We start from the raw sequence: 20,353 nt of genomic DNA, 5'->3' as shown, positions 1-20,353 counted from the left end.
ATGACACTGCGCACGAGCAATCAACTGTTCGACGCTTACTTCACTGCTGACAGCATGGCCGAGGTGTTCTGCGACCAGGGACGCCTGCAGGGCATGCTGGATTTCGAAGCGGCGCTGGCCCGGGCCGAGGCCCGGGTCGGGCTGATCCCGCAGGCCGCCGTGGCGCCGATTGCTCAGGCGTGCCTGGCGTCGCTGTACGACGTCGATGCGCTCGGCGCGGCGATTGCCACGGCGGGCAATTCGGCGATTCCATTGGTCAAGGCGCTGGGCAAGTTGATTGCCGCTGAAGACGCCGGCGCCGAACGCTATGTGCACCTGGGCGCCACCAGCCAGGATGTGATGGACACCGGCCTGGTGCTGCAACTGCGGCGCGCTGTGGCGTTGATCGAAACGGACTTGGCGCAGTTGGGTGGCGTTCTGGCTGCTCAAGCGCAGCGTTATGCGAGCACCCCTCTGGCCGGGCGCACCTGGTTGCAACATGCGACGCCGGTGACGCTGGGCATGAAAATCGCCGGATGGCTGGGGGTGGTGACACGCTGCCGCCAGCGTCTTGCCGAACTCAAGCCGCGCCTGCTGGTGCTGCAGTTTGGCGGTGCTTCCGGCACGCTCGCGGCGCTGGGCGAACAGGCCATGCCGGTGGCCGAGGCGCTGGCGGACGAGTTGCAGTTGAGCTTGCCCGAGCAACCCTGGCATACCCAGCGTGATCGCTTGGTGGAGTTCGCCGCCAGCCTTGGCCTGATCGCCGGCAGCCTCGGCAAACTGGGGCGCGATGTCAGCCTGCTGATGCAGACCGAAGCGGCGGAAGTATTCGAGCCCTCGGCGCCAGGCAAGGGCGGTTCGTCGACCATGCCCCACAAGCGCAACCCTGTGGGCGCCGCCGTATTGATCAGCGCCGCCACGCGCGTGCCCGGCCTGGTCGCGACGATGTTCAGTGCCATGCCCCAGGAGCATGAGCGCAGCCTGGGTCTATGGCACGCCGAATGGGAAACCTTGCCCGAGATCTGTCGCCTGGTGTCCGGCGCCTTGAAGCAGGCGTTGCAGGTGAGCGAGGGGCTTGAGGTTGATGCGCAGCGCATGGCGCACAACCTCGACCTGACCCAAGGCCTGGTGTTGGCCGAAGCGGTCAGCATCGTGCTGGCCCAGCGTCTGGGCCGTGAGACCGCGCATCATCTGCTGGAACACTGCTGCAAACGGGCCGTCGCCGAGGGGCGCCATCTGCGCGCCGTGCTGGCGGACGAGCCGCGCATCACCGCCGAGTTGTCGGCAACTGAACTGGACCGGCTGCTTGACCCGGCCCACTACCTGGGCCAGGCGCAAACCTGGGTGACCCGCGCAGTGGCCGACCATTTTGCATTGACCGCCTGAGGAGAACGCTGTGGCTTTTGTACAACTCGCCGAGGGCGAACTGCATTACCAACTCGACGGACCGGCCGACGCGCCGGTGCTGGTGCTGTCCAACTCCCTGGGCACCGATTTGCATATGTGGGACCTGCAGATCCCGGCCTTTGCCCGGCATTTTCGCGTGTTGCGTTTCGACACCCGCGGCCACGGCCAATCCCTGGTGACGCCGGGGCCTTACAGCATCGAGCAGCTCGGCCATGATGTGATCGCGTTGCTTGATGCGCTGGATATCCAGCGTGCGCATTTCTGTGGCCTGTCCATGGGCGGGTTGATTGGCCAATGGCTGGGCATTCACGCCGGTGAACGCCTGCACCGCCTGGTGGTGTGCAACACCGCCGCCAAGATCGGCACGCCCGAGGTCTGGAACCCACGCATAGAAATGGTCCTGCGTGATGGCGCGGCGGCGATGGTGGCCTTGCGCGATGCGTCCATTGCGCGCTGGTTCACGGCGGATTTCGCCGCGGCCAACCCGCATCAGGCCAAGCTGATCACCGATATGCTCGCTGCGACTTCGCCCGAGGGTTATGCGGCGAACTGCGCGGCGGTGCGCGATGCCGATTTTCGTGAGCAACTGGCTTCGATCAATGTCCCGACCCTGGTGATTGCCGGCACTGAAGATGCCGTGACGCCACCGGCCGGCGGGCACTTTATTCAGAACCATGTGAAGGGCGCCGAGTACGCCGAGTTTTACGCGGCGCACCTGTCCAACGTTCAAGCCGGCACGGCGTTCAGCGACCGCGTCCTGGACTTTCTACTAGCCCATTAATGTAGTGAGCGGGCTTGTCCTAATGCTAGTCAGTTAAGCGATAGAACGGACGATGAATAACTTGTGGGAGGGGGCTTGCTCCCGATGAGGGTATGCCAGTCAGCAGTTTATCGACTGACCCACCGCTATCGGGAGCAAGCCCCCTCCCACAGTGACAGCGTTAAACCTTAACTGACTGGCATTAGGGCAAGCCCGCTCACTACAAGTGAGGAATTTTTTGTGGACGAGAAACAACGTTACGCCGATGGCCTGCAGGTACGCCGCGAGGTACTGGGCGATGCCCACGTCGATCGCAGCCTCAATGCCCTGACCGAGTTCAACAGCGAGTTCCAGGAGATGATCACCCGTCATGCCTGGGGCGATATCTGGACCCGGCCCGGGTTGCCACGGCACACCCGCAGCCTGATCACCATCGCCATGTTGATCGGCATGAACCGCAGCGAAGAGCTGAAACTGCACCTGCGCGCCGCCGCCAGCAACGGCGTGACCCGTGCCGAGATCAAGGAGGTGCTGATGCAGAGCGCGATCTATTGCGGCATTCCGGCGGCGAACGCGACGTTCCACTTGGCGGAGTCGGTGTGGGATGAGCTGGGGGTTGAGTCTCGGCAACTTTAGCAAGCGAGGCCTGCGGGGCTGCGTCGTGGGTTATTCGGTGTCCCTATGCATTGTACGAAGTGGTACCCCCAGTTCCTCTCGTAGGGCGTTCTCGTAGAACGGGTATGGATTTATCGTCGAGGGCGGGGTGCCTGGGTCTTTGTCGAAGTCGAATGCCGTGCCGGCGTTCGGCACGCCGATGGCTTGAAGTTCAGTAAATGCATCATGTACGGGTTCATCGTCGATAACGGCGGGTTTGCCGTCCTTGTCTACGATAGGTTGTTTGCCGGGTATGAAGGTTCCTGTCGCGCCGTTGTAGGCGTGGATCATTTCATGAAAGATGCTGATCAGCGGTGACAGGCCCTGGCGCCAGTCCAGGGAGTCTGCTGCGAAGGTGATTTCTGCCTGAGTGGCCGCTGCACCGGGCATACCCTCTTTGATAAAACCATACTTCGCATCATTTTCGTCCGTTGCTTCATCTTCTGCCGTATCACTGGATATTGGCTGGAACCGGTAGCTGTGGATGTTTCCATTTTCACCCGCCGATCGGATGACCACTGGGCTGCCGATTTTGTCCGAGAGCTTGTCCATTTCTTCAAGAACCTGTTGCCCCGCTGGCGAGGATCTCAACTCTTCCAGCTTGTCTTCCACGCGACGAATGAACTCTGGTGAACCGACTACTTTAAAGCCGCGCTTTCCGGCTTCGCTTGGGCGGACCTCATTGACCTTGGCGCCTTTATGGTTGTGAACACGATCAGTTTTTTTTGCGTAGATACGGTCCCTGGCATCAAAGGAGTGAACACTGTCCTGGCCGTTCCCGGTATAGATGGTCGTGTTTCGATAGCCGATCAATTGATCATTACCCAACCCTCCGTTCAAGATGACTTTCCCTTGGCCCCCGCACAGCTTATCGTCATCGGCATCGCCGCTCAGGTACACCTCGCGGCTTTCAGGGCCTGAACCCGCATACATTTTGTCTTGGCCCTTACCGCCTGACATCACAGCGTTACCCTTTCCTGCGACCATCAGATCGTCGCCGTCCTCGCCAAAGGCCAGGCCATTGCCGCTTCCCAGGCGTATGTAGTCGTTGCCTTTACCCGCGAAAACTCGGGTCTCGCCACCCCCTGCTACGATTCGATCATTGCCGTCACCAGTGGAGATGTTCACGGGAAGCTTGATATCCGGGTCGATGTCAACCTTGTCATCTCCACCCTGGGTTTTTATAACCAGGATCTGATCCAAATCGCCACGGCTCAAAGGCAGTTTATAAGGCTGACCGTTCACCGTTGCACTGACTTGGCCGTTGGCACCGGCATGAATCCTGACCACATCATTGCGGTCAGTGGTCGTTATGCGGACTTCGTCGGTAGTGATGAAATGATCCTCCTGTTCCAGTATCCGCTCGATCTTGACGTTGCCATCATCGATCAGCGTACGGTTGCGGGATCTGTCGATAGTTTCTTTTGGGGTAACGGGTTCTGGCGCAAGGAGAGGAGATATAACGGGGTGAGTAGCAGTGATCATGATTGATGCCTTCTCAATGACGAGGTTTTATGAAGTCGCTCGTCCTGAGTGGCGTGAGGAGGGAAATTTATCCTGCGCAGAGCGCTTTTATTTTCATCACTTATGAACTGAAAGTGTTTCAGTGAGAGTCTGCATCCCACACCCAATTCCATACCCCAGGCAGATGCACCGGCTCATTCACATCCTTGACCGTGCGTGCCAGCGCGGCGCGTTCCAGGGTGGCATGGTCGGTGTAGAAGGGTTCGGCGGCGGTTTTCATGCCGTTGATCCGCGCACTGTCCAGCAGGATCTGCAGATACTCCTGCATATGCCGTGCGGTGTAGCGGTTGATGTCGTGGAAGGTCACCACTACGGGGATCACCCCGTCCACCGTAGGCAGTTCGCCCAAGGCAATACGTTCGCGCACCACTGACAATTGCCGGTACAGGTTGGCGCGGCGACGCGGGCTGCCATTGAACCCCCAGATCTTGCCGTCGTTGGCACTCAAGTCCGTCAGCAACACCTGCAGGTGGTGGCGCTGGTAGGCCGCGAAGGTGCGTTTGTCGTAGTTCCAGAAGGGCGGGCGAACCAGCCGGGGCGGGGTTCCCGTGATGGCGGCGATATCTGCCGAACCCTGGGTGAGGGTGCTTTCCAATTCGGCATCATTGAGCCAGCGATGGTTGGTATGAAACGCGGTAGCCGTGTGGAATGCCAGGATATGCCCGGCGGCATACTCACGCTCCATGGTCTTGTGACCACGCGGGTTGCCCCCCGAGCGCGAGGCTTCGGTCTGCAGGAAGAACACCGCCTTGATGCCCGGCAACACCGGGTTTTTCGCCAGGTCCGCGATTACCGAACGGCTCGGGTTGTTATAGCCCGAGGCGCTGGGGCCGTCATCGAAGGTCAGCAGAAATCGGATCGGCGCCTGGGCCTGCAAACGCTGCGCGGTCTGCGGCGTCAGGGCAATAGGTGCACTGATGCAGCCGTTGAGGCTCAAGGCCAGGGCTAGCAGGGCAGTCGCTAAGGCGAGGGCTTTCATGGTGGACGCGGGCTCGAATAAAGGCCGCTGCTGGGTGCTTCAGCAGCGGCAGGCGCGCACGATACAGCAAGAATATACGATGCGGGAGCGCGGGCTGACCAATGAACAGCGGCAGGATCAGCCGAGGTATTGGCTGCGCAATGGCTTGCCCATTTCTTCATTCAACGCGTTTTCAGTGAAAGGTTTGGCGTTGGTGAGGGTCCCTGGTGGAGTTGGCAACCCCAGCGCTTGACGTTCGCTGTTGGGAACAGCGTAAGAGTGACCTTCAAACACCTCGACGGTCGAGCCCGCCAAGGCGGTGCCGTGACCGGCGTTATAGGCGTGGACCATTTCGTGATAGAGCCCCGTGATCGGCGAGTAAGTCACGCCCGCCAATACCTCCAGGGCGGAGCGGTTATAACTGATTTCGGCTCGATCGGCCCGAGCCCCCGGTATTCCGTCAACCCTGAAACCCCACCTGGGGTCGTCGCCGACGACCGGCGCACGTTCGTATTGCAACTCTGTCTTGAGCGCCTGGCTGCCATAGACGTAGCCGCTGCCGGTGTCGGCCAAGTCCTCCACGAGGGTCACCGGTGCACCATTACGCCGGGCTATTGCATTCATCTCGGCCAGCATCTGTTTGCCTTGGGGGGAACTGCGCAGCAAGGCCAGATCGTCTTCGACCCTTTGGATAAAGGCGGTCGAGCCCTTTATGACAAAGCCTTCCAGAGGTGTAGGGTCGATCGATACGGTGGTAACGGTCGAACCGTTGCGGTGCTTGATCGCATCGCTTGATTGAGCGTAGATCAGGTCGCCTGGGCGGTTGGCAATCACCGCGTCGCGGCCTATGCCGGTGTAGAGCGTGCTGCGGTCGTGGCCGATCAAACGATCATCACCGGCACCGCCATGAACAACGGTATGGCCGTTGCCGGCATACAGGCGATCGTTGTCATTGCCGCCATCCAGGTAGCTCGTTTTGTTTTTCGGCCCTGCACCGCCGTAGAGGCGGTCATTGCCGTTATTGCCGTAGATGACGTTATCGCCATGGCCGCCGATTATCACGTCATCGCCGTCGTTACCTTCGGCGTAGCCCAGGCCATTGCCAAGATGCAACACGTCATTGCCGTTGCCGCCGAACAGGCGGGTGTAACCGCCGCCGGCACGCACCCGATCATTACCGTTTCCGGCATCCACCGTGATGGGCTGCGTCACGTTGGCGTCGATGCGGATGTGATCGTTACCGCCGTGGGTCGAGAGGTGGAAGGTGAGTGGCTTGCCATCTGTATCGTGACTGTCAAAGCGATACAGTTGCCCGTTGACCCGAACATCCAACTGGCCGGCAAGTGTCTGGCTGATATGAACCAGGTCTGCTTTCTCACCGGTTTCGAGGATCAGGCTGTCGTTCATGCTGAGGGGAGAGTCATGCTCCCACACCGATTGCCCGCTGGCTTTCAAGTTGCCGTCGTCCAGAAACGGATGCCGATGGGCTTGAACCGGATTATCGGGCGTGAGGGCCAGGCCGGGAGGGCGGGCAGGGAGGTAGTGGCTATTGCTGAATACCGTGGGGCGCGCAGTCGTCGAACTGTTCGCCCCATCAGGGAGGTGTGGAGTGGAGCCTGCAGTACGATTTGAAACGTCCATGGGTAATGCCTATCGGGTAGCCAGGTGGAGGTCTCCAGAAGTTGGCAGGGCGTGTCAAATCGTTCCTGGGTCAATGTATCTTGGGTTTACAGCAGGCTGATCGGGTAACTGACGATCAAGCGGTTTTCATCGAACTCGTTGTTGCTGTAGTCCCTGCGCATCGTGGAATTGCGCCAGCGCACGTTGAGGTTTTTCAGGCTTCCACTCTGCACGGTGTAGCCCACTTCGCTTTCACGCCCCCACTCCTTGCCGTCGGTAATCGTGCCGGTGTGCACGTTGCTGCCGCTGATGTAGCGGTTCATCAAGGTCAGGCCCGGAATGCCGAGGGCGGCGAAATTGTAGTCGTGGCGCACTTGCCAGGATTTCTCTTGGGCGTTGTCGTAGCTGGAGTTGTAGCTGTCGTTGGCCAGGGTGCCGCCGCTGGTGCCGTTGACGCGCATCCAGGCATTGTTGCCGGTGAGTTTTTGCAGGCCGACGTAGAAAGTGTTGCCGCCGTACCGCGCGGAAAACAGGCCGGACCAGGTCTTGTTGTCCAGGCTGCCGGCGCGGGCGCTGCCATCGTCCTTGCCATAGAAAAAGCCAAGGTTGGCGCCCAGGGTCCAGTCGCCCACGGGTTGGCTGTGGATCAGGTTGACGAATTGCTGGCGGTAGATGTCCTTGAGCTGGGCGTTCCACAGGCCGACCTGGGTGCGTTTGTCATTGAACGCGTATTCCGCGCCTTGGAAGTTGAAACGGTCGGAGGTGAACGCCGCTTTGCCGGTCATGGACATGTCGCTCATGCTGCTGTCGTCACGCGGGCTGTTGGCGCGGAACTGGCCGCCATACAGCGTCAGGCCGTCGATCTCCTTGGAGGTGATCTGCCCGCCGCGCAGGGTCTGCGGCAGCGAGCGGCCGTCGTCGGCCCGCAGGATCGGCAGTACCGGCATCCATTCGCCGACCTTCACTTCGGTCTTCGAAATGCGCGTCTTGAACGCCACGCCGAGGCGTCCGAAGTTATCGGCCGGGCGGCCATCGTGATCCAGCGGCAACAGTTGGGTGCCGCCGGTGCCGCGTCCACCGTCGAGCTTCTGTGAGTACAAGCCCAGCACGTCCAGGCCGAAGCCCACGGTGCCCTGGGTAAAGCCGGACTTGGCGTCGAGGATGAAACTCTGCGTCCACTCCTGCGCGCCGCCCTGGCTTTTGGTCGGGTTGGTGTAATTGCGGTTGAAGAAGAAATTGCGCAGGTTGAGGTTGGCGCTGGCGTCTTCGAGAAAGCCGTGTTCTTCGGCGACCACGGGGAGGGCAAGGCTGGCGACAGCGGTGGCCAGCAACAGCTGGCGCGGGTGGAAAGTGCTCATGGCGTTGGACCTGTTGTTATTGGGGTTGTGCAGGTGGCGGCCATGGTGCTTGGCGCTATGGGAGCGTTGAAAGTGGGGGAGAGCGGGTTGTGTGCGATGATCGAACGGAAGCTGTTGAAGGCATGCAAAATAAAAAGCCCACCAAAAGGTGGGCTTCGTTTACGTCGCGCAGATCAGAACAGCTTCATCTTCGGCGCTTCTTCTTTCAACGGCTCGTTCTTCGCCGTCTGTTCGTTCCAGCCACCGCCAAGGGCCTTGTACAGGTTGACCTCGCTGGTCAGCTGCGCCAGGCGGTCGGTGATCAGCGATTGCTGGGCACTGAACAGTTGGCGCTGTGCGTCGAGGAACGTCAGGTTGCTGTCGACACCAATGCGGTAGCGACGCTCGGCCAGGCGGTAGTAATCCTGGTTGGCCGCGACGAAACCACGTTGGGCGTCCAGTTGCTGCTTGTAGGTCGCACGTGCGGCGAGGCCGTCGGAGACTTCCTGGAAGCCGGTCTGGATGGCTTTCTCGTAGTTGGCCACGTTGATCTCTTTCTGGATCTTCGAGTAGTCCAGGCTTGCGCGCAGGCTACCGGCGTTGAAGATCGGGATGTTGATCTGCGGGGCAAACGACCAGGTGCCCGAACCGCCTTTGAACAGGCCGCCCAGGTTAGGGCTGGCGGTACCGGCGCTGGCGGTGAGGCTGATGCTCGGGAAGAACGCTGCCCGGGCTGCGCCGATATTGGCGTTGGCGGCCTTGAGGTTGTACTCGGCCTGCACGATGTCGGGACGCCGTTGCAGCAGGTCCGACGGCAAGCCGGCCGGCACTTCGCTGAGCAGGTCATCCGACAGCGGCTTGCTGGCCAGATTGGCCGGCAGGCCGGTACCCAGCAGCAAGGTCAGGCTGTTTTCGTCCTGGGCCACCTGGCGCGTATAGCGGGCAAGCTGCACGCGCGCGTTTTCCACCGAGGTACGCGACTGGCTGAGGTCGAGGGCCGAGGCCACGCCGACTTCGTTGCTGCGCGAGGTCAACCGGTAGCTCTCCTCGAAGGCGCCCAAGGTGTCCTGGGTCAGCTTGAGCAGTTCCTTGTCAGCCTGCCAGGTCAGGTAGGCGTTGGCCACGCTGGCCACCAGGCTGATCTGGGTACTGCGCCGTGCTTCTTCAGTGGCGAAGTACTTTTGCAGGGCTTCTTCACTCAGGCTGCGTACGCGACCGAACAGGTCCAGCTCATACGAACTGATCCCGAGGCCGGCCGAGTATTGGCTGTTGATGCTCGCTTCGCCGGTCTGCGACAGGCGGGCCGGAGTGCGCGAGCGGGTGCCGCTGCCCGTGGCCGAAACGGCCGGGAACAGGTCGGCACGCTGGATCTGGTACTGCGCCGCATACGCATCGATGTTCAGGGCTGCGACGCGCAGGTCACGGTTGTTCACCAGCGCGGTCTGGATCAGCTGTTGCAGGGCAGGGTCATGGAAAAACTGCTTCCAGCCTTGCTCTGCAGCGGCCTGACCCGGCGCCTGGGCCGACGAATACGCCGGCCCCTGCGGGAACTGGGCAGCTACCGGCGCTTCGGGGCGCTGGTAGTCAGGTATCAAGGAGCAGCCACTGAGCACGAATGCGGTGACGGCCAGGGAAATTAGCGACTTGCTCATTGGCCAGCCTCTTTAGGGGTTTGAGTAGTCACCGGCTTCTTGCGTTCGCCGGCGGAGGACACGGTTGCGTAGAACAGTGGCACCCAGAAGATCGCCAGGACAGTTGCCGTGATCATACCGCCGATCACGCCGGTACCGATTGCATGCTGGCTGCCTGAACCTGCGCCGGTGGAAATCGCCAGCGGCAGTACGCCGAGCATGAACGCCATGGACGTCATGATGATCGGGCGCAGACGCATGCGGGACGCTTCGATGGCGGCCTCGACGATGCCCTTGCCCTGTTCGTGGAGCTCTTTGGCGAACTCCACGATCAGGATGGCGTTTTTCGCCGCCAGACCGACGGTTACCAGCAGGCCCACCTGGAAGAACACGTCGTTGGACAGGCCGCGCAGGCTGGTGGCGATCAAGGCACCGATCACACCCAGCGGCACCACCAGAATCACCGCAATCGGGATAGACCAGCTTTCGTACAGGGCCGCGAGGCACAGGAACACCACCAGCAGCGACAGGGCGTACAGCGCAGGCGCCTGGGAGCCGGAGAGGCGTTCTTCATACGACAGGCCGGTCCACGAGTAGCCGACACCGGCCGGCAGACTCTTGGCAATGCGCTCGACTTCCGCCATCGCGTCACCGGTACTGTAACCAGGTGCCGGAGTACCGAGGATTTCCATCGCCGCTACACCGTTGTAACGCGAGAGCTTGGGCGAGCCGTAGATCCACTTGCCCGACGAGATGGCCGACAGGGGCACCATCTTCCCGGAGGTGCTGCGTACGTACCATTTGTCCAGGTCTTCCGGCGACATGCGGCTGGCCGCGTCACCCTGCACGTACACCTTCTTCACACGACCACGGTCGATGAAGTCGTTGACGTAGCTGCCACCCAGGGCAATCGCCAGGGTCTGCTGGATTTCCGACAGGCTGATGCCCTGGGCACTGGCCTTTTCGTCGTCAACGGTCAGCTCGTACTGCGGCTCATCGTTCACGCCGTTGGGGCGCACGCCCGCCAGGATCTTGCTTTGCGCCGCGGCACCGAGGAACTGGTTACGCGCATCCATCAACTTCTGGTGGCCGACGCCGCCCTGGTCTTGCAGGAACACGTCGAAACCGGTGGCGTTACCCAGTTCCAGAACCGAAGGCGGCACGATGGCAAAGACCATGGCGTCCTTGAAGGCCCCGAAGAAGTAACCCTGGGCCCGTTTCGCGACCTCGAACACCGATTGCGAAGCATCCCGCTCGCCCCATGGCTTGAGCATCACGAACGCAAGGCCCGAGCTCTGGCCACGGCCGGCGAAGTTGAAGCCGTTCACGGTAAACACCGACTTCACGGCCTTGCCTTCGCCCGGCTCGCCTTCCTTGTCGTTGAGCAGGAAGGCACGCATGTCGTCGATGACTTTTTGCGTACGTTCAGCTGACGAACCGACCGGCGTCTGCACCTGGGCAAAGATCACACCCTGGTCTTCCTCTGGCAGGAACGCGCTTGGAATACGGGTGAACATCCAGATCATGCCGGCCAGGATCAGCGCATACACCAGGAACGCTGGAATCTTGTGCTTGATCATGCCGCCCACGCCGCGCTCGTACTTCTGAACGCCGCGATCAAAGGTGCGGTTGAACCAGCCGAAGAAGCCGCGCTTGGGTTGCCCGTGTTTTTCCGGGTCGATCGGCTTGAGCATGGTGGCGCACAAGGCCGGGGTAAAGATCAGGGCAACCAGTACCGACAACGCCATCGCCGAAACAATGGTGATGGAGAACTGTCGGTAGATCACACCGGTGGAACCACCGAAGAAGGCCATCGGCAAGAGTACCGCCGACAATACCAGGGCAATACCCACCAGGGCACCCTGGATCTGGCCCATGGACTTGACCGTCGCCTCCTTGGGCGAGAGGTGTTCCTCGGCCATGACCCGCTCGACGTTTTCCACCACGACGATGGCATCGTCCACCAGCAAGCCGATGGCCAGGATCATGCCGAACATGGTCAGGGTGTTGATGGTGAAGCCGGCTGCCGCGAGGATGCCGAAGGTACCCAGCAATACCACCGGTACCGTCATGGTAGTGATGATGGTGGCGCGGAAGTTCTGCAGGAACAGGAACATCACCAGGAACACCAGCACGATCGCTTCGACCAGGGTGTCGACTACCCCGGAGATCGACTCGGTCACCACCGGGGTGGTGTCATACGGCACCACCGCCTTCATGCCTGGCGGGAAGAACGGTTCCAGGGAGGCCACGGTGGCACGGATCGCCTTGCCGGTGTCCAGGGCGTTGGCGCCGGCTGCCAGCTTGATGGCCATACCGGAGGCCGGCTTGCCGTTGAACTGTGCACTGATGCTGTAGTTCTGGCCACCCAGCTCGATACGAGCCACGTCGCCCAGGCGAACCTGCGAGCCGTCGGCGTTCACCTTCATCAGGATCTTGGCGAACTCTTCGGCGCTTTGCAGACGGGTCTTGCCGATGATGGTGGCGTTCAGCTGGGTGCCGGGCAGGGCAGGCAGGCCGCCCAACTGGCCGGTCGCGACCTGGACGTTCTGGGCCGAGATGGCGTTGCTGACGTCTACCGGCGTGAGCTGGTAGTTGTTCAGCTTGGCCGGGTCGAGCCAGATACGCATGGCGTATTGCGAACCGAACACCTGGAAGTCACCCACACCGGCGGTCCGGGAAATCGGGTCCTGGATGTTGGAAACGATGTAGTTGGACAGGTCGTCCTTGGTCATGCTGCCGTCTTCCGACACCAGACCGATCACCATCAGGAAGTTCTTCACCGACTTGGTCACGCGGATACCCTGCTGCTGCACTTCTTGCGGCAGCAATGGGGTCGCCAGGTTCAGCTTGTTCTGCACCTGAACCTGGGCGATGTCCGGGTTGGTACCCTGGTTGAACGTCGCGGTGATGGTCATGCTGCCGTCGGAGTTACTGTCCGAGGCGACATAACGCAGGTTGTCGATACCGTTGAGCTGTTGCTCGATGACCTGCACCACGGTGTCCTGCACGGTTTGTGCGGACGCGCCTGGGTAGGTCACCTGGATGTCGATGGCGGTTGGCGCGATGGCCGGGTATTGGTTGATGGGCAACTTCAGGATCGACAGTGCCCCGACCAGCATGATCACCAGGGCGATTACCCAGGCAAAAATGGGACGGTCGATAAAAAATTTCGACATGAATTACTCCCCTTTACCAGCAGCGGCAGCAGGTGCTGCAGCCGTACCGGCGGGTTTAGCGTTATCAGCGTCCTTGACCTTGACTTCGATGCCCGGCTTGATGAACTGCAGCCCCTCGGTGATCACGCGGTCACCGGCCTTGAGGCCTTTTTCAACCAGCCAGTAGGCCCCGGCAGTGCGGTTCGCGACCAGGACGCGCTGTTCGACCTTGTTGTCCTGATTCACGACCAGTGCCGTCGGGATGCCCTTGAGGTCACGGGTCACGCCTTGCTGCGGTGCCAGGATAGCCTCGCTGTTCACACCGGCTTGCAGTTGGGCGTGGACGAACATGCCTGGCAGCAGGGTGTGGTCAGGGTTGGGGAACACGGCGCGCAGGGTCACGGAACCGGTGGTCTGGTCGACCGACACTTCCGAGAACTCCAGCTTGCCGTCCAGGCCGTAGGCGGTGCCGTCTTCCAGGGTCAGCTTGACCTTGGCGGCGTTGTCGCCAGCTTTTTGCAGCTGGCCGCTTTCCAGGTCGCGGCGCAGTTTCAGCATTTCAGCCGAGGACTGCGTGACGTCGACGTAGATCGGGTCCAACTGCTGGATCACCGCCAGTGCATCGGTCTGGCCATTGCTGACCAGCGCGCCTTCGGTCACCGAAGAACGGCCGATACGCCCGGAGATCGGCGCGAACACTTTGGTGTAGCGCACGTTGATCTGGGCGGTTTGCACATTGGCTTCGGCGGTCATGCGGTTGGCCACGGCGGTGTCGTATTCCTGGCGACTGACGGCCTGTTCATTGACCAACTGCTTGTAGCGGTCGCTGATGGACTTGGTCTGGGTCAGGCTGGCTTGGGCGCTTTTCAGGGTGGCTTCATACACCGACGGGTCGATCTGGTAGAGCTGCTGCCCTTCCTTCACGTCGCCGCCTTCCTTGAACAGGCGCTTGAGAATGATGCCATTGACCTGGGGGCGGACTTCCGCAATGCGGTAAGCCGTGGTGCGGCCCGGCAGTTCAGTGGTCAGGGTAAAGGCTTGCGGTTGAATGGTGACCACGCCGACCTGAGGGGTTTGAGCGGGCGGAGCCGCTTCTTCCTTTTTACATCCGCTGAGCAGCGATGCCAGGGCGACGGCAGTGACCAGAGCGGTAACAGCTGGCTTAAGTTGCATGAAGATCCTCGGGTCAGGCGCGCAGAGTGCGCACAAGCAGTGTGGAAGGGTAAAAAACAAGCTGTGAGTAGATAAGTAGCTTGCTACGCAATATACTTACGTTCATGGTTGTTTGTAAACTCTTGACAGGCTTCGCGCAATGTTGACAAAGCACCGCTGAAAGCCTCGATTCTAGTACGTTCGGCGCCCCTGACGGCGTCGTCCCACAATTATTCAGATGCTCGTTACCGATCATCCCAAGTGTTCTGATTGAGGTTTTACTGCCATGGTTCGTCGCACTAAAGAGGAAGCTCAGGAAACGCGCAGCCAGATTCTCGAGGCCGCCGAGCACGCCTTTTATCAGCGCGGCGTCGCGCGGACCACGCTGGCGGACATCGCCACGCTGGCCGGCGTGACACGCGGTGCCATTTACTGGCATTTCAGTAACAAGTCCGACTTGTTCCAGGCACTGCTGGACACACTGCACGAACCCCTGGACGAATTGGCCAGGGCGAGTGAAAGCGAGGATGAAGTCGACCCGCTGGGCTGTATGCGCAAGCTGTTGATCCATCTTTATCATCAAGTGGCCCTGGACCCGAAAACCCGGCGCATCAACGAAATCCTGTTTCATAAGTGCGAGTTCACCGATGAAATGTGTGACATGCGGCGCCAACGCCAGACCCACAGTCTTGAATGCAACCTGCGCATCGGCCTGACGTTGCGTAACGCGGTCAATCGGGGACAACTGCCGGAAAACCTGGACACTACCCGTGGCGCCGTGTGCATCCACGCCTACATCCACGGCTTGATTGGCCAATGGCTATTGGTGCCTGACAGCTTCCAACTGCACCAGGACGCCGAGCGTTGGGTGGATGCAGGGCTGGACATGCTGCGCCTGAGCCCCAGCCTGCGCAATTAAGACAAAATGCGTAATTGCTTCCAGTTGTGTCAACGGCAAATTCCAGAAACAGTCAATCGCTCCTTCGCGTGATGGGTAGGATGACTTTATATATGGGCTGACCGGCGGTTGATAGGTAGCCGCCTAAGTATTTTGTAGCGATTTTGTTGCAAGCCTGTGAAGGAATGTTTCCTCATAGGCTATACAAAGCAAAATGTGGGAGGGGGCTTGCTCCCGATAGCACAGTGTCAGTCGCCTGATTCGTTGGCTGACACACCGCTATCGGGGGCAAGCCCCCTCCCACATTTTATTGTTGTACTACTTATTCAGAGTGACGCTCAAAGCGCCAGCGTCGGGTAGTCGATGTAACCCACCGGGCCTTTGCCGTAGAAGGTTTCCGGGTGCGCTTCGTTCAGCGGCGCATCGGCCTTCAGACGGGCCGGCAGGTCCGGGTTGGCAATGAACGGTACGCCGAAGGCCACCGCATCCGCCTTGCCGGCGGCCAGCCAGGCGTTGGCGCTGTCCTTGGTGAAGCGCTCGTTGGCGATGTACGGGCCGCCGAAGGCTTTTTTCAGCTGTGGGCCGAGGCTGTCGGCGCCTTCTTTTTCGCGGGAGCAGATGAAGGCGATACCACGCTTGCCCAGTTCGCTCGCGACGTAGGTGAAGGTTTCCGCCAGGTTCTCGTCGCCCATGTCATGGGAGTCGGCGCGTGGAGCCAGGTGTACGCCCACACGGCCGGCACCCCAGACTTCAATCGCAGCGTCGGTCACTTCCAGCAGCAGGCGCGCACGGTTTTCCAGGGAGCCGCCATAGTTGTCGGTACGCTGGTTGGTGCTGCTTTGCAGGAACTGGTCGAGCAGGTAGCCGTTGGCGCCGTGGATTTCCACACCGTCAAAACCTGCGGCCTTGGCGTTTTCCGCACCCACGCGGTAGGCGTCGACGATGTCGGCGATTTCAGCGGTTTCCAGGGCGCGCGGGGTAGGGTAGTCGGCCAGTGGGCGCACCAGGCTGACGTGGCCTTTAGGCTGGATGGCGCTCGGGGCCACCGGCGTTTCGCCGTTCAGGTAGGACTCATGCGAGATGCGCCCTACGTGCCACAGTTGCAGGAAAATCTTGCCGCCCGCGCCGTGCACGGCCTTGGTGACATTCGCCCAGCCACGCACTTGGTCATTGGACCAGATGCCCGGAGTGTCAGGGTAGCCCACGCCCATCGGCGTGACCGAAGTGGCTTCGCTGAGGATCAGCCCGGCGGAAGCACGTTGCACGTAGTACTCGGCCATCAGTGCATTGGGAACGCGACCGGCATCGGCGCGGCAACGGGTCAGCGGCGCCATGATGATACGGTTGGACAGTTCCAGGTCGCCCAGTTTGATCGGATCGAAAATAGTCGTCATGGGAAATCACTCTCTCTATTAAGTTGATCAGTTGGTCGCAGGGGCCAGGTCGGCGTCGCCGCCCTGACGGAAAGTCATCAAGGTCACCAGCAGCGCGAGCACCGCCAGGGCACCGGCGGCCAGGGGCACGCTGGTTAGGCCGAGGCCGTGGGCAATCACACTGCCGCCCACCCAGGCGCCGAGGGCGTTGCCGACATTGAAAGCGCCGATGTTCAGGGTGGACACCAGGTTCGGTGCAGCCTTGCCGAAGGTCACCACGTTGATTTGCAGTGCAGGGACGGCGGCGAACGCAGCGGTGGCCCACAGGAACAGGGTGATTTCAGTCGGGATCAGTGCGGTGCTGGTCCAGCTCAGTACGGTGGAAACCACCGCCATGCTGATGAACACGCCGATCAAGGTGGCGCCCAGGCGTTTGTCCGCCAGCTTGCCGCCGATGATGTTGCCCAGGGTGAGGCCCAGGCCGATCAGCAACAGCGTCCAGGTCACGCCCTTGGGCGACACGCCGGTGACATCGCCCAGCAACGGCGCGACGTAGGTAAAGAGCGTGAACATGGACGCTGAAAACAGCGCGGTCATGCTCAGCGACAGCCAGATACCGGCGCCCTGCAGCGCTTTGAGTTCGGCGCGCATGTCGAGTTTTTCTTCATCACGCTTGGCGGGCAGGAAGCGGATCAGACCGATCAACGCCACCACGCCAATCACGGTGACGGCCCAGAAGGTCGAGCGCCAGCCGGCTGCCTGCCCCAGCGCCGTGCCCAATGGCACGCCAAGTACGTTGGCCAGGGTCAAGCCGGTGAACATCAACGCCACGGCCGAGGCACGCTTGTTGGCGGGCACCAGGTTGGCGGCCACCACCGAACCGATACCGAAGAAGGCCCCGTGGCACAGCGCGGTCACCACGCGGGCAAACATCAGCACGTTGTAGTCGCTGGCCAGGGCGCAGAGCAGATTGCCGATAATGAAGATGCCCATCAGCACTACCAGGGCGGCCTTGCGTGGCAGCTTGGCGGTCGCCAATGCCATGAAGGGCGCGCCGATGGCCACGCCCAGGGCGTAGCCGGTCACCAGCCAGCCGGCACCTGGAATCGACACACCCAAGTCTGCCGCCACATCGGGCAACAAGCCCATGATGACGAACTCGGTGGTGCCGATGGCAAAGGCGCTCAGGGCCAGTATGAGTAGCGAGAGAGGCATTATCCTGTCCTTGTTACAGCGCTGCCTTATCGTCAGCGCTGAGTTCGGTAATGAGCGCAGCGAGGAAGGCTTGGATGGTTTCCTCGTTGCGTTTGAAAAAGTGCCACTGCCCAGCCTTCTGGCTGCTGATCAGACCGGCCCGTTGCAAGGTGGCCAGGTGGGCCGACACCGTCGACTGGGACAAGCCGCAGCGCTGGTCGATCTGCCCGGCGCAAATGCCGTATTCGTGGTTATGCAGTTGCTCGGGAAACTGCACCTTGGGGTCTTTAAGCCAGGTGAGGATGTCTCGTCGTACTGGGTGTGCCAGGGCTTTTATTATTTCGTCGAGGTCGATGGACATGGCGGTTGCTCGTTGCTTGCAGCGTTATATCGCGATGAGGCGAACTTTAAATCGTTGAATTCCGATATACCAATATGATTTTGGTCTTAATGCCGATCAATTCGGTATATCGGGTTATAACGATACGTTGGCGGCAGTGTTAGACTGCACGTCATGAATTATCTCGCACATCTGCACCTGGGCGGCCAACTTCCTGCGCAACTGTTGGGCAGCCTCTATGGCGACTTCGTCAAAGGCCGCCTGCAGGGCCAGTTCAGTCCGCAAATCGAATCGGCCATTGCGCTGCACCGCTCAATCGACCGCTACACCGACAGCCACCCACGGGTGGGGCAGGCGTTGTCGCGCTTTAGCCTGACCCGCCGGCGTTATGCCGGGATCGTCCTCGATGTGTTTTTCGACCACTGCCTGGCGCGGGACTGGCTGGTGTATGCCGACCAACCGCTGGAGCGCTTCACCTCGCAGGTGTATCGCGTACTGGCGGCCGAACCGCAGTTGCCAGGGCGCCTGGCGCAGATCGCCCCCTATATGGCGGCGGATGACTGGTTGGGTTCCTACCGCGAGTTTGCGGTGATGGAGCAGGTGTTGCGGGGGATCTCACGGCGCCTGACACAGCCCGCAGAACTGGGCAATGCGATGCAGGAGTTGCGCATGCTCTATGAGCCGTTGAGTGAGGACTTCCGGGTGTTCTATCCGCAACTGCAGGCGTTTGCCAGCACCCAACTGGCAGCATCAGGCCAAGTGTGGGAGGGAGCAGGCCCCTCCCACATTTGAACGATTCAGGCAGCGAATGCAGGCCGTGCATCCACCTGCTCGATCTCCGGCAGCGGCCCGAACAAGGCTTTCTGCACCGCTTGTTGCGCCTGGTACGCCAATGCCGCGCGTTCCTGGCCGGCACAGGCAATCGGCTTGAGCACATGAATCTCGACATCGCCCTGGTCATTGGCAAACAGGCGCATCAGGTGCGAGAGCAAATCATCATCGCCAATGAACGGTGCCAGCGGATCCACCTGGCCGCCGCGCAGATAACGAATGGCCACCGGTTGCAGTGACACCTCGGCATCAATGGCACTGGCCAGCAAACGTCCGTGGAAGGTACGCAGGCTGCGCCCGTCGGTGGTGGTGCCCTCCGGGAACATCAGCAGTGGGTGCTGCTGCTCCAGATGGCGGGTCATCTGCTTGCGGATCAACTGGCTGTCGCCCGAGCCCCGGCGGATAAACAGGCTGCCGGCCTTGGCCGCCAACCAGCCGGCGACCGGCCAGGTGCGCACTTCGGCCTTGGACAGGAACGACATCGGCGTGACCATGCCCAGCAGCGGAATGTCGGTCCAGGAAACGTGATTACTCACCCACAGCATCGGCGTTTGCGGCAGCTCGCCGTGTACCGTCACGCGAAAGGGCAGGGCGTTTGTCAACCGCGCCATGAAGAATCGCGACCAGCGCTGGCGTCGTACCATCGAGTTGGCGACACCCAGGCGTTCGAACACCCCAAAGACACTGGCCATGCTCAAGCCCAGCGCCACCACCAGCAACACCCGTGCAATGCGCCCATAGACGCGCAGACGGCTCATCACATCGCCGCCTTGAAGTGGCGGGCGTAACGCGGGCATAACTCATCGCGCTTGAGCAGGATAAATACGTCGGCCACCTGGAAGTCTTCATCCCAGCACGGCTCACCGCAGATCTTCGCACCCAGGCGCATATACGCCTTGAGCAAGGGCGGCATCTCGGCGATGACGTTGGACGGCAGGTCCAGCGCCGGCAGCGGCTTTTTCGGTTCGGCGCGCAAGTGTTCGTTGCACAGGTAGCGTTCGCGCAGGCGCTGCATGATCGCGTGGGCCTGGATGCCGCCATCGTGCATCGGGATGCTCGCGCAGCCCATCAGGTAGCTGTAGCCGCCCTCGTTGAGCACCTCGGCCAACTCGCCCCACAGTACCGCGATGGTGCCGCCGTTGCGGTAAGCGGGGTCGACGCACGTGCGGCCGATCTCCAGGATCGGGCCTTGCAGATGCAACAAGCCGTGCAGGCTGAATTCTTCTTCACTGTAGAAGCGGCCCAGAGTGCCGGCTGCCTGGTGGTCCAGCAAACGGGTGGTCGCCACCAGTCGACCGCTGTTCAAATCACGCACGCCGATGTGGCTGCAGTGAACATCATAATCATCCATGTCCAGGCCCAGTTCCGCACCTTTCAGCTTGGCGTTGAACTCGCCGCTGAACACGTTGAACCGCAGGGCCTGGGCTTCCTGCAACGCCTGTGCGCCAACCAGGCGTTCGGCTTGCAGGCGGCGTTCATTGCCGGTGTCGCTGATGCGGGCGATCTGAGTCATGGCGAATCTCCGAGTGCCGGCCAC

At 61.1% G+C, this 20,353-nt stretch carries 17 protein-coding genes; 5 read left to right on the top strand and 12 right to left on the bottom strand.

Translation table 11 applies throughout. From position 1 onward, the window contains the following. The 3 genes from ACQRBT_RS02405 (at position 1) to pcaC (ending at position 2,782) form a co-directional block, all read left to right on the top strand. A complete protein-coding gene (locus tag ACQRBT_RS02405; protein WP_060753779.1) occupies positions 1 to 1,365 on the top strand; it encodes a 3-carboxy-cis,cis-muconate cycloisomerase in 1,365 nt (454 codons plus the stop codon). Between the two features lie 10 nt (positions 1,366 to 1,375). Further along, positions 1,376 to 2,167, top strand: a complete 792-nt coding sequence (pcaD, locus tag ACQRBT_RS02400) for a 3-oxoadipate enol-lactonase (protein WP_161549738.1) — start codon at positions 1,376 to 1,378, stop codon at positions 2,165 to 2,167. Positions 2,168 to 2,386: 219 nt separating this feature from the next. Beyond that, on the top strand, positions 2,387 to 2,782 hold the full coding sequence (pcaC, locus tag ACQRBT_RS02395) for a 4-carboxymuconolactone decarboxylase (protein WP_149413070.1): 396 nt from the start codon (positions 2,387 to 2,389) through the stop codon (positions 2,780 to 2,782). 30 nt (positions 2,783 to 2,812) lie between these two features. Here the strand turns inward: pcaC and ACQRBT_RS02390 are convergent, their stop codons facing one another. The 7 genes from ACQRBT_RS02390 to ACQRBT_RS02360 all read right to left on the bottom strand — a co-directional run bounded on the left by ACQRBT_RS02390 (position 2,813) and on the right by ACQRBT_RS02360 (position 14,201). Beyond that, a complete protein-coding gene (locus ACQRBT_RS02390) occupies positions 2,813 to 4,285 on the bottom strand; it encodes a M91 family zinc metallopeptidase (RefSeq protein ID WP_412046648.1) in 1,473 nt (490 codons plus the stop codon). 118 nt (positions 4,286 to 4,403) lie between these two features. Further along, a complete protein-coding gene (locus ACQRBT_RS02385; protein WP_060753776.1) occupies positions 4,404 to 5,303 on the bottom strand; it encodes a polysaccharide deacetylase family protein in 900 nt (299 codons plus the stop codon). A gap of 117 nt (positions 5,304 to 5,420) precedes the next feature. Beyond that, positions 5,421 to 6,923: a M91 family zinc metallopeptidase gene (locus ACQRBT_RS02380; RefSeq protein ID WP_412046647.1), complete on the bottom strand. Its 1,503-nt coding sequence runs from the start codon at positions 6,921 to 6,923 to the stop codon at positions 5,421 to 5,423. An 86-nt stretch (positions 6,924 to 7,009) separates the two neighbouring features. Next, positions 7,010 to 8,260, bottom strand: coding sequence for an OprD family porin (locus ACQRBT_RS02375; protein ID WP_104995745.1), 1,251 nt, complete (start codon positions 8,258 to 8,260; stop codon positions 7,010 to 7,012). Between the two features lie 173 nt (positions 8,261 to 8,433). After that, a complete protein-coding gene (adeC, locus tag ACQRBT_RS02370) occupies positions 8,434 to 9,891 on the bottom strand; it encodes an AdeC/AdeK/OprM family multidrug efflux complex outer membrane factor (RefSeq protein ID WP_412046646.1) in 1,458 nt (485 codons plus the stop codon). After that, complete coding sequence (locus tag ACQRBT_RS02365; protein ID WP_198762032.1) at positions 9,888 to 13,049, bottom strand: efflux RND transporter permease subunit; 3,162 nt, start codon at positions 13,047 to 13,049, stop codon at positions 9,888 to 9,890. Before ACQRBT_RS02365 ends, adeC begins: the two co-directional genes overlap by 4 nt. A gap of 3 nt (positions 13,050 to 13,052) precedes the next feature. Continuing rightward, positions 13,053 to 14,201 (bottom strand): efflux RND transporter periplasmic adaptor subunit, encoded by a 1,149-nt coding sequence (locus tag ACQRBT_RS02360; RefSeq protein ID WP_244384085.1) that lies wholly within the window; start codon positions 14,199 to 14,201, stop codon positions 13,053 to 13,055. A 265-nt stretch (positions 14,202 to 14,466) separates the two neighbouring features. On the opposite strand from ACQRBT_RS02360, the gene ACQRBT_RS02355 reads away from it, so the two are divergent. Continuing rightward, positions 14,467 to 15,099, top strand: a complete 633-nt coding sequence (locus ACQRBT_RS02355; protein WP_060753771.1) for a TetR family transcriptional regulator — start codon at positions 14,467 to 14,469, stop codon at positions 15,097 to 15,099. A 317-nt stretch (positions 15,100 to 15,416) separates the two neighbouring features. Here the strand turns inward: ACQRBT_RS02355 and ACQRBT_RS02350 are convergent, their stop codons facing one another. Genes ACQRBT_RS02350 through ACQRBT_RS02340 form a run of 3 tightly spaced genes read right to left on the bottom strand, consistent with a single transcriptional unit; the run spans position 15,417 to position 18,006 of the window. Next, positions 15,417 to 16,472, bottom strand: coding sequence for an alkene reductase (locus ACQRBT_RS02350; protein WP_104995748.1), 1,056 nt, complete (start codon positions 16,470 to 16,472; stop codon positions 15,417 to 15,419). A gap of 27 nt (positions 16,473 to 16,499) precedes the next feature. Continuing rightward, on the bottom strand, positions 16,500 to 17,666 hold the full coding sequence (locus ACQRBT_RS02345) for an MFS transporter (protein WP_161549734.1): 1,167 nt from the start codon (positions 17,664 to 17,666) through the stop codon (positions 16,500 to 16,502). A 13-nt stretch (positions 17,667 to 17,679) separates the two neighbouring features. Further along, on the bottom strand, positions 17,680 to 18,006 hold the full coding sequence (locus ACQRBT_RS02340; protein ID WP_060753768.1) for an ArsR/SmtB family transcription factor: 327 nt from the start codon (positions 18,004 to 18,006) through the stop codon (positions 17,680 to 17,682). Between the two features lie 153 nt (positions 18,007 to 18,159). Here ACQRBT_RS02340 and ACQRBT_RS02335 point away from each other — a divergent pair, with 153 nt between their 5' ends. Further along, on the top strand, positions 18,160 to 18,777 hold the full coding sequence (locus ACQRBT_RS02335; protein WP_412046645.1) for an ACP phosphodiesterase: 618 nt from the start codon (positions 18,160 to 18,162) through the stop codon (positions 18,775 to 18,777). Positions 18,778 to 18,782: 5 nt separating this feature from the next. On the opposite strand, the gene ACQRBT_RS02330 is transcribed toward ACQRBT_RS02335, so the two are convergent. Both ACQRBT_RS02330 and olsB read right to left on the bottom strand, forming a co-directional pair. After that, entirely contained in the window at positions 18,783 to 19,574 is a 792-nt protein-coding gene (locus tag ACQRBT_RS02330) for a lysophospholipid acyltransferase family protein (RefSeq protein ID WP_060753766.1), read from the bottom strand. Further along, positions 19,574 to 20,329, bottom strand: a complete 756-nt coding sequence (olsB, locus tag ACQRBT_RS02325) for an L-ornithine N(alpha)-acyltransferase (protein WP_060753765.1) — start codon at positions 20,327 to 20,329, stop codon at positions 19,574 to 19,576. Before olsB ends, ACQRBT_RS02330 begins: the two co-directional genes overlap by 1 nt. Between the last annotated feature and the right edge of the window lie 24 nt (positions 20,330 to 20,353).

The sequence above is a fragment of the Pseudomonas sp. R19M genome, assembly GCF_050312585.1.
Lineage (GTDB): Bacteria > Pseudomonadota > Gammaproteobacteria > Pseudomonadales > Pseudomonadaceae > Aquipseudomonas > Aquipseudomonas palleroniana.
This window is presented reverse-complemented; position numbering and strand designations above follow the sequence as displayed.

Bases quoted from the DNA above. Each gene is read 5' to 3' on its own strand.
- ACQRBT_RS02355 (WP_060753771.1), top strand. From the start codon at position 14,467: ATGGTTCGTCGCACTAAAGAGGAAGCTCAGGAAACGCGCAGCCAGATT.
- ACQRBT_RS02405 (WP_060753779.1), top strand. From the start codon at position 1: ATGACACTGCGCACGAGCAATCAACTGTTCGACGCTTACTTCACTGCT.
- ACQRBT_RS02340 (WP_060753768.1), bottom strand. From the start codon at position 18,006: ATGTCCATCGACCTCGACGAAATAATAAAAGCCCTGGCACACCCAGTA.
- adeC (WP_412046646.1), bottom strand. From the start codon at position 9,891: ATGAGCAAGTCGCTAATTTCCCTGGCCGTCACCGCATTCGTGCTCAGT.
- ACQRBT_RS02350 (WP_104995748.1), bottom strand. From the start codon at position 16,472: ATGACGACTATTTTCGATCCGATCAAACTGGGCGACCTGGAACTGTCC.
- ACQRBT_RS02380 (WP_412046647.1), bottom strand. From the start codon at position 6,923: ATGGACGTTTCAAATCGTACTGCAGGCTCCACTCCACACCTCCCTGAT.
- ACQRBT_RS02345 (WP_161549734.1), bottom strand. From the start codon at position 17,666: ATGCCTCTCTCGCTACTCATACTGGCCCTGAGCGCCTTTGCCATCGGC.
- ACQRBT_RS02360 (WP_244384085.1), bottom strand. From the start codon at position 14,201: ATGCAACTTAAGCCAGCTGTTACCGCTCTGGTCACTGCCGTCGCCCTG.
- ACQRBT_RS02375 (WP_104995745.1), bottom strand. From the start codon at position 8,260: ATGAGCACTTTCCACCCGCGCCAGCTGTTGCTGGCCACCGCTGTCGCC.
- olsB (WP_060753765.1), bottom strand. From the start codon at position 20,329: ATGACTCAGATCGCCCGCATCAGCGACACCGGCAATGAACGCCGCCTG.
- ACQRBT_RS02330 (WP_060753766.1), bottom strand. From the start codon at position 19,574: ATGAGCCGTCTGCGCGTCTATGGGCGCATTGCACGGGTGTTGCTGGTG.
- ACQRBT_RS02385 (WP_060753776.1), bottom strand. From the start codon at position 5,303: ATGAAAGCCCTCGCCTTAGCGACTGCCCTGCTAGCCCTGGCCTTGAGC.
- ACQRBT_RS02335 (WP_412046645.1), top strand. From the start codon at position 18,160: ATGAATTATCTCGCACATCTGCACCTGGGCGGCCAACTTCCTGCGCAA.
- ACQRBT_RS02390 (WP_412046648.1), bottom strand. From the start codon at position 4,285: ATGATCACTGCTACTCACCCCGTTATATCTCCTCTCCTTGCGCCAGAA.
- ACQRBT_RS02365 (WP_198762032.1), bottom strand. From the start codon at position 13,049: ATGTCGAAATTTTTTATCGACCGTCCCATTTTTGCCTGGGTAATCGCC.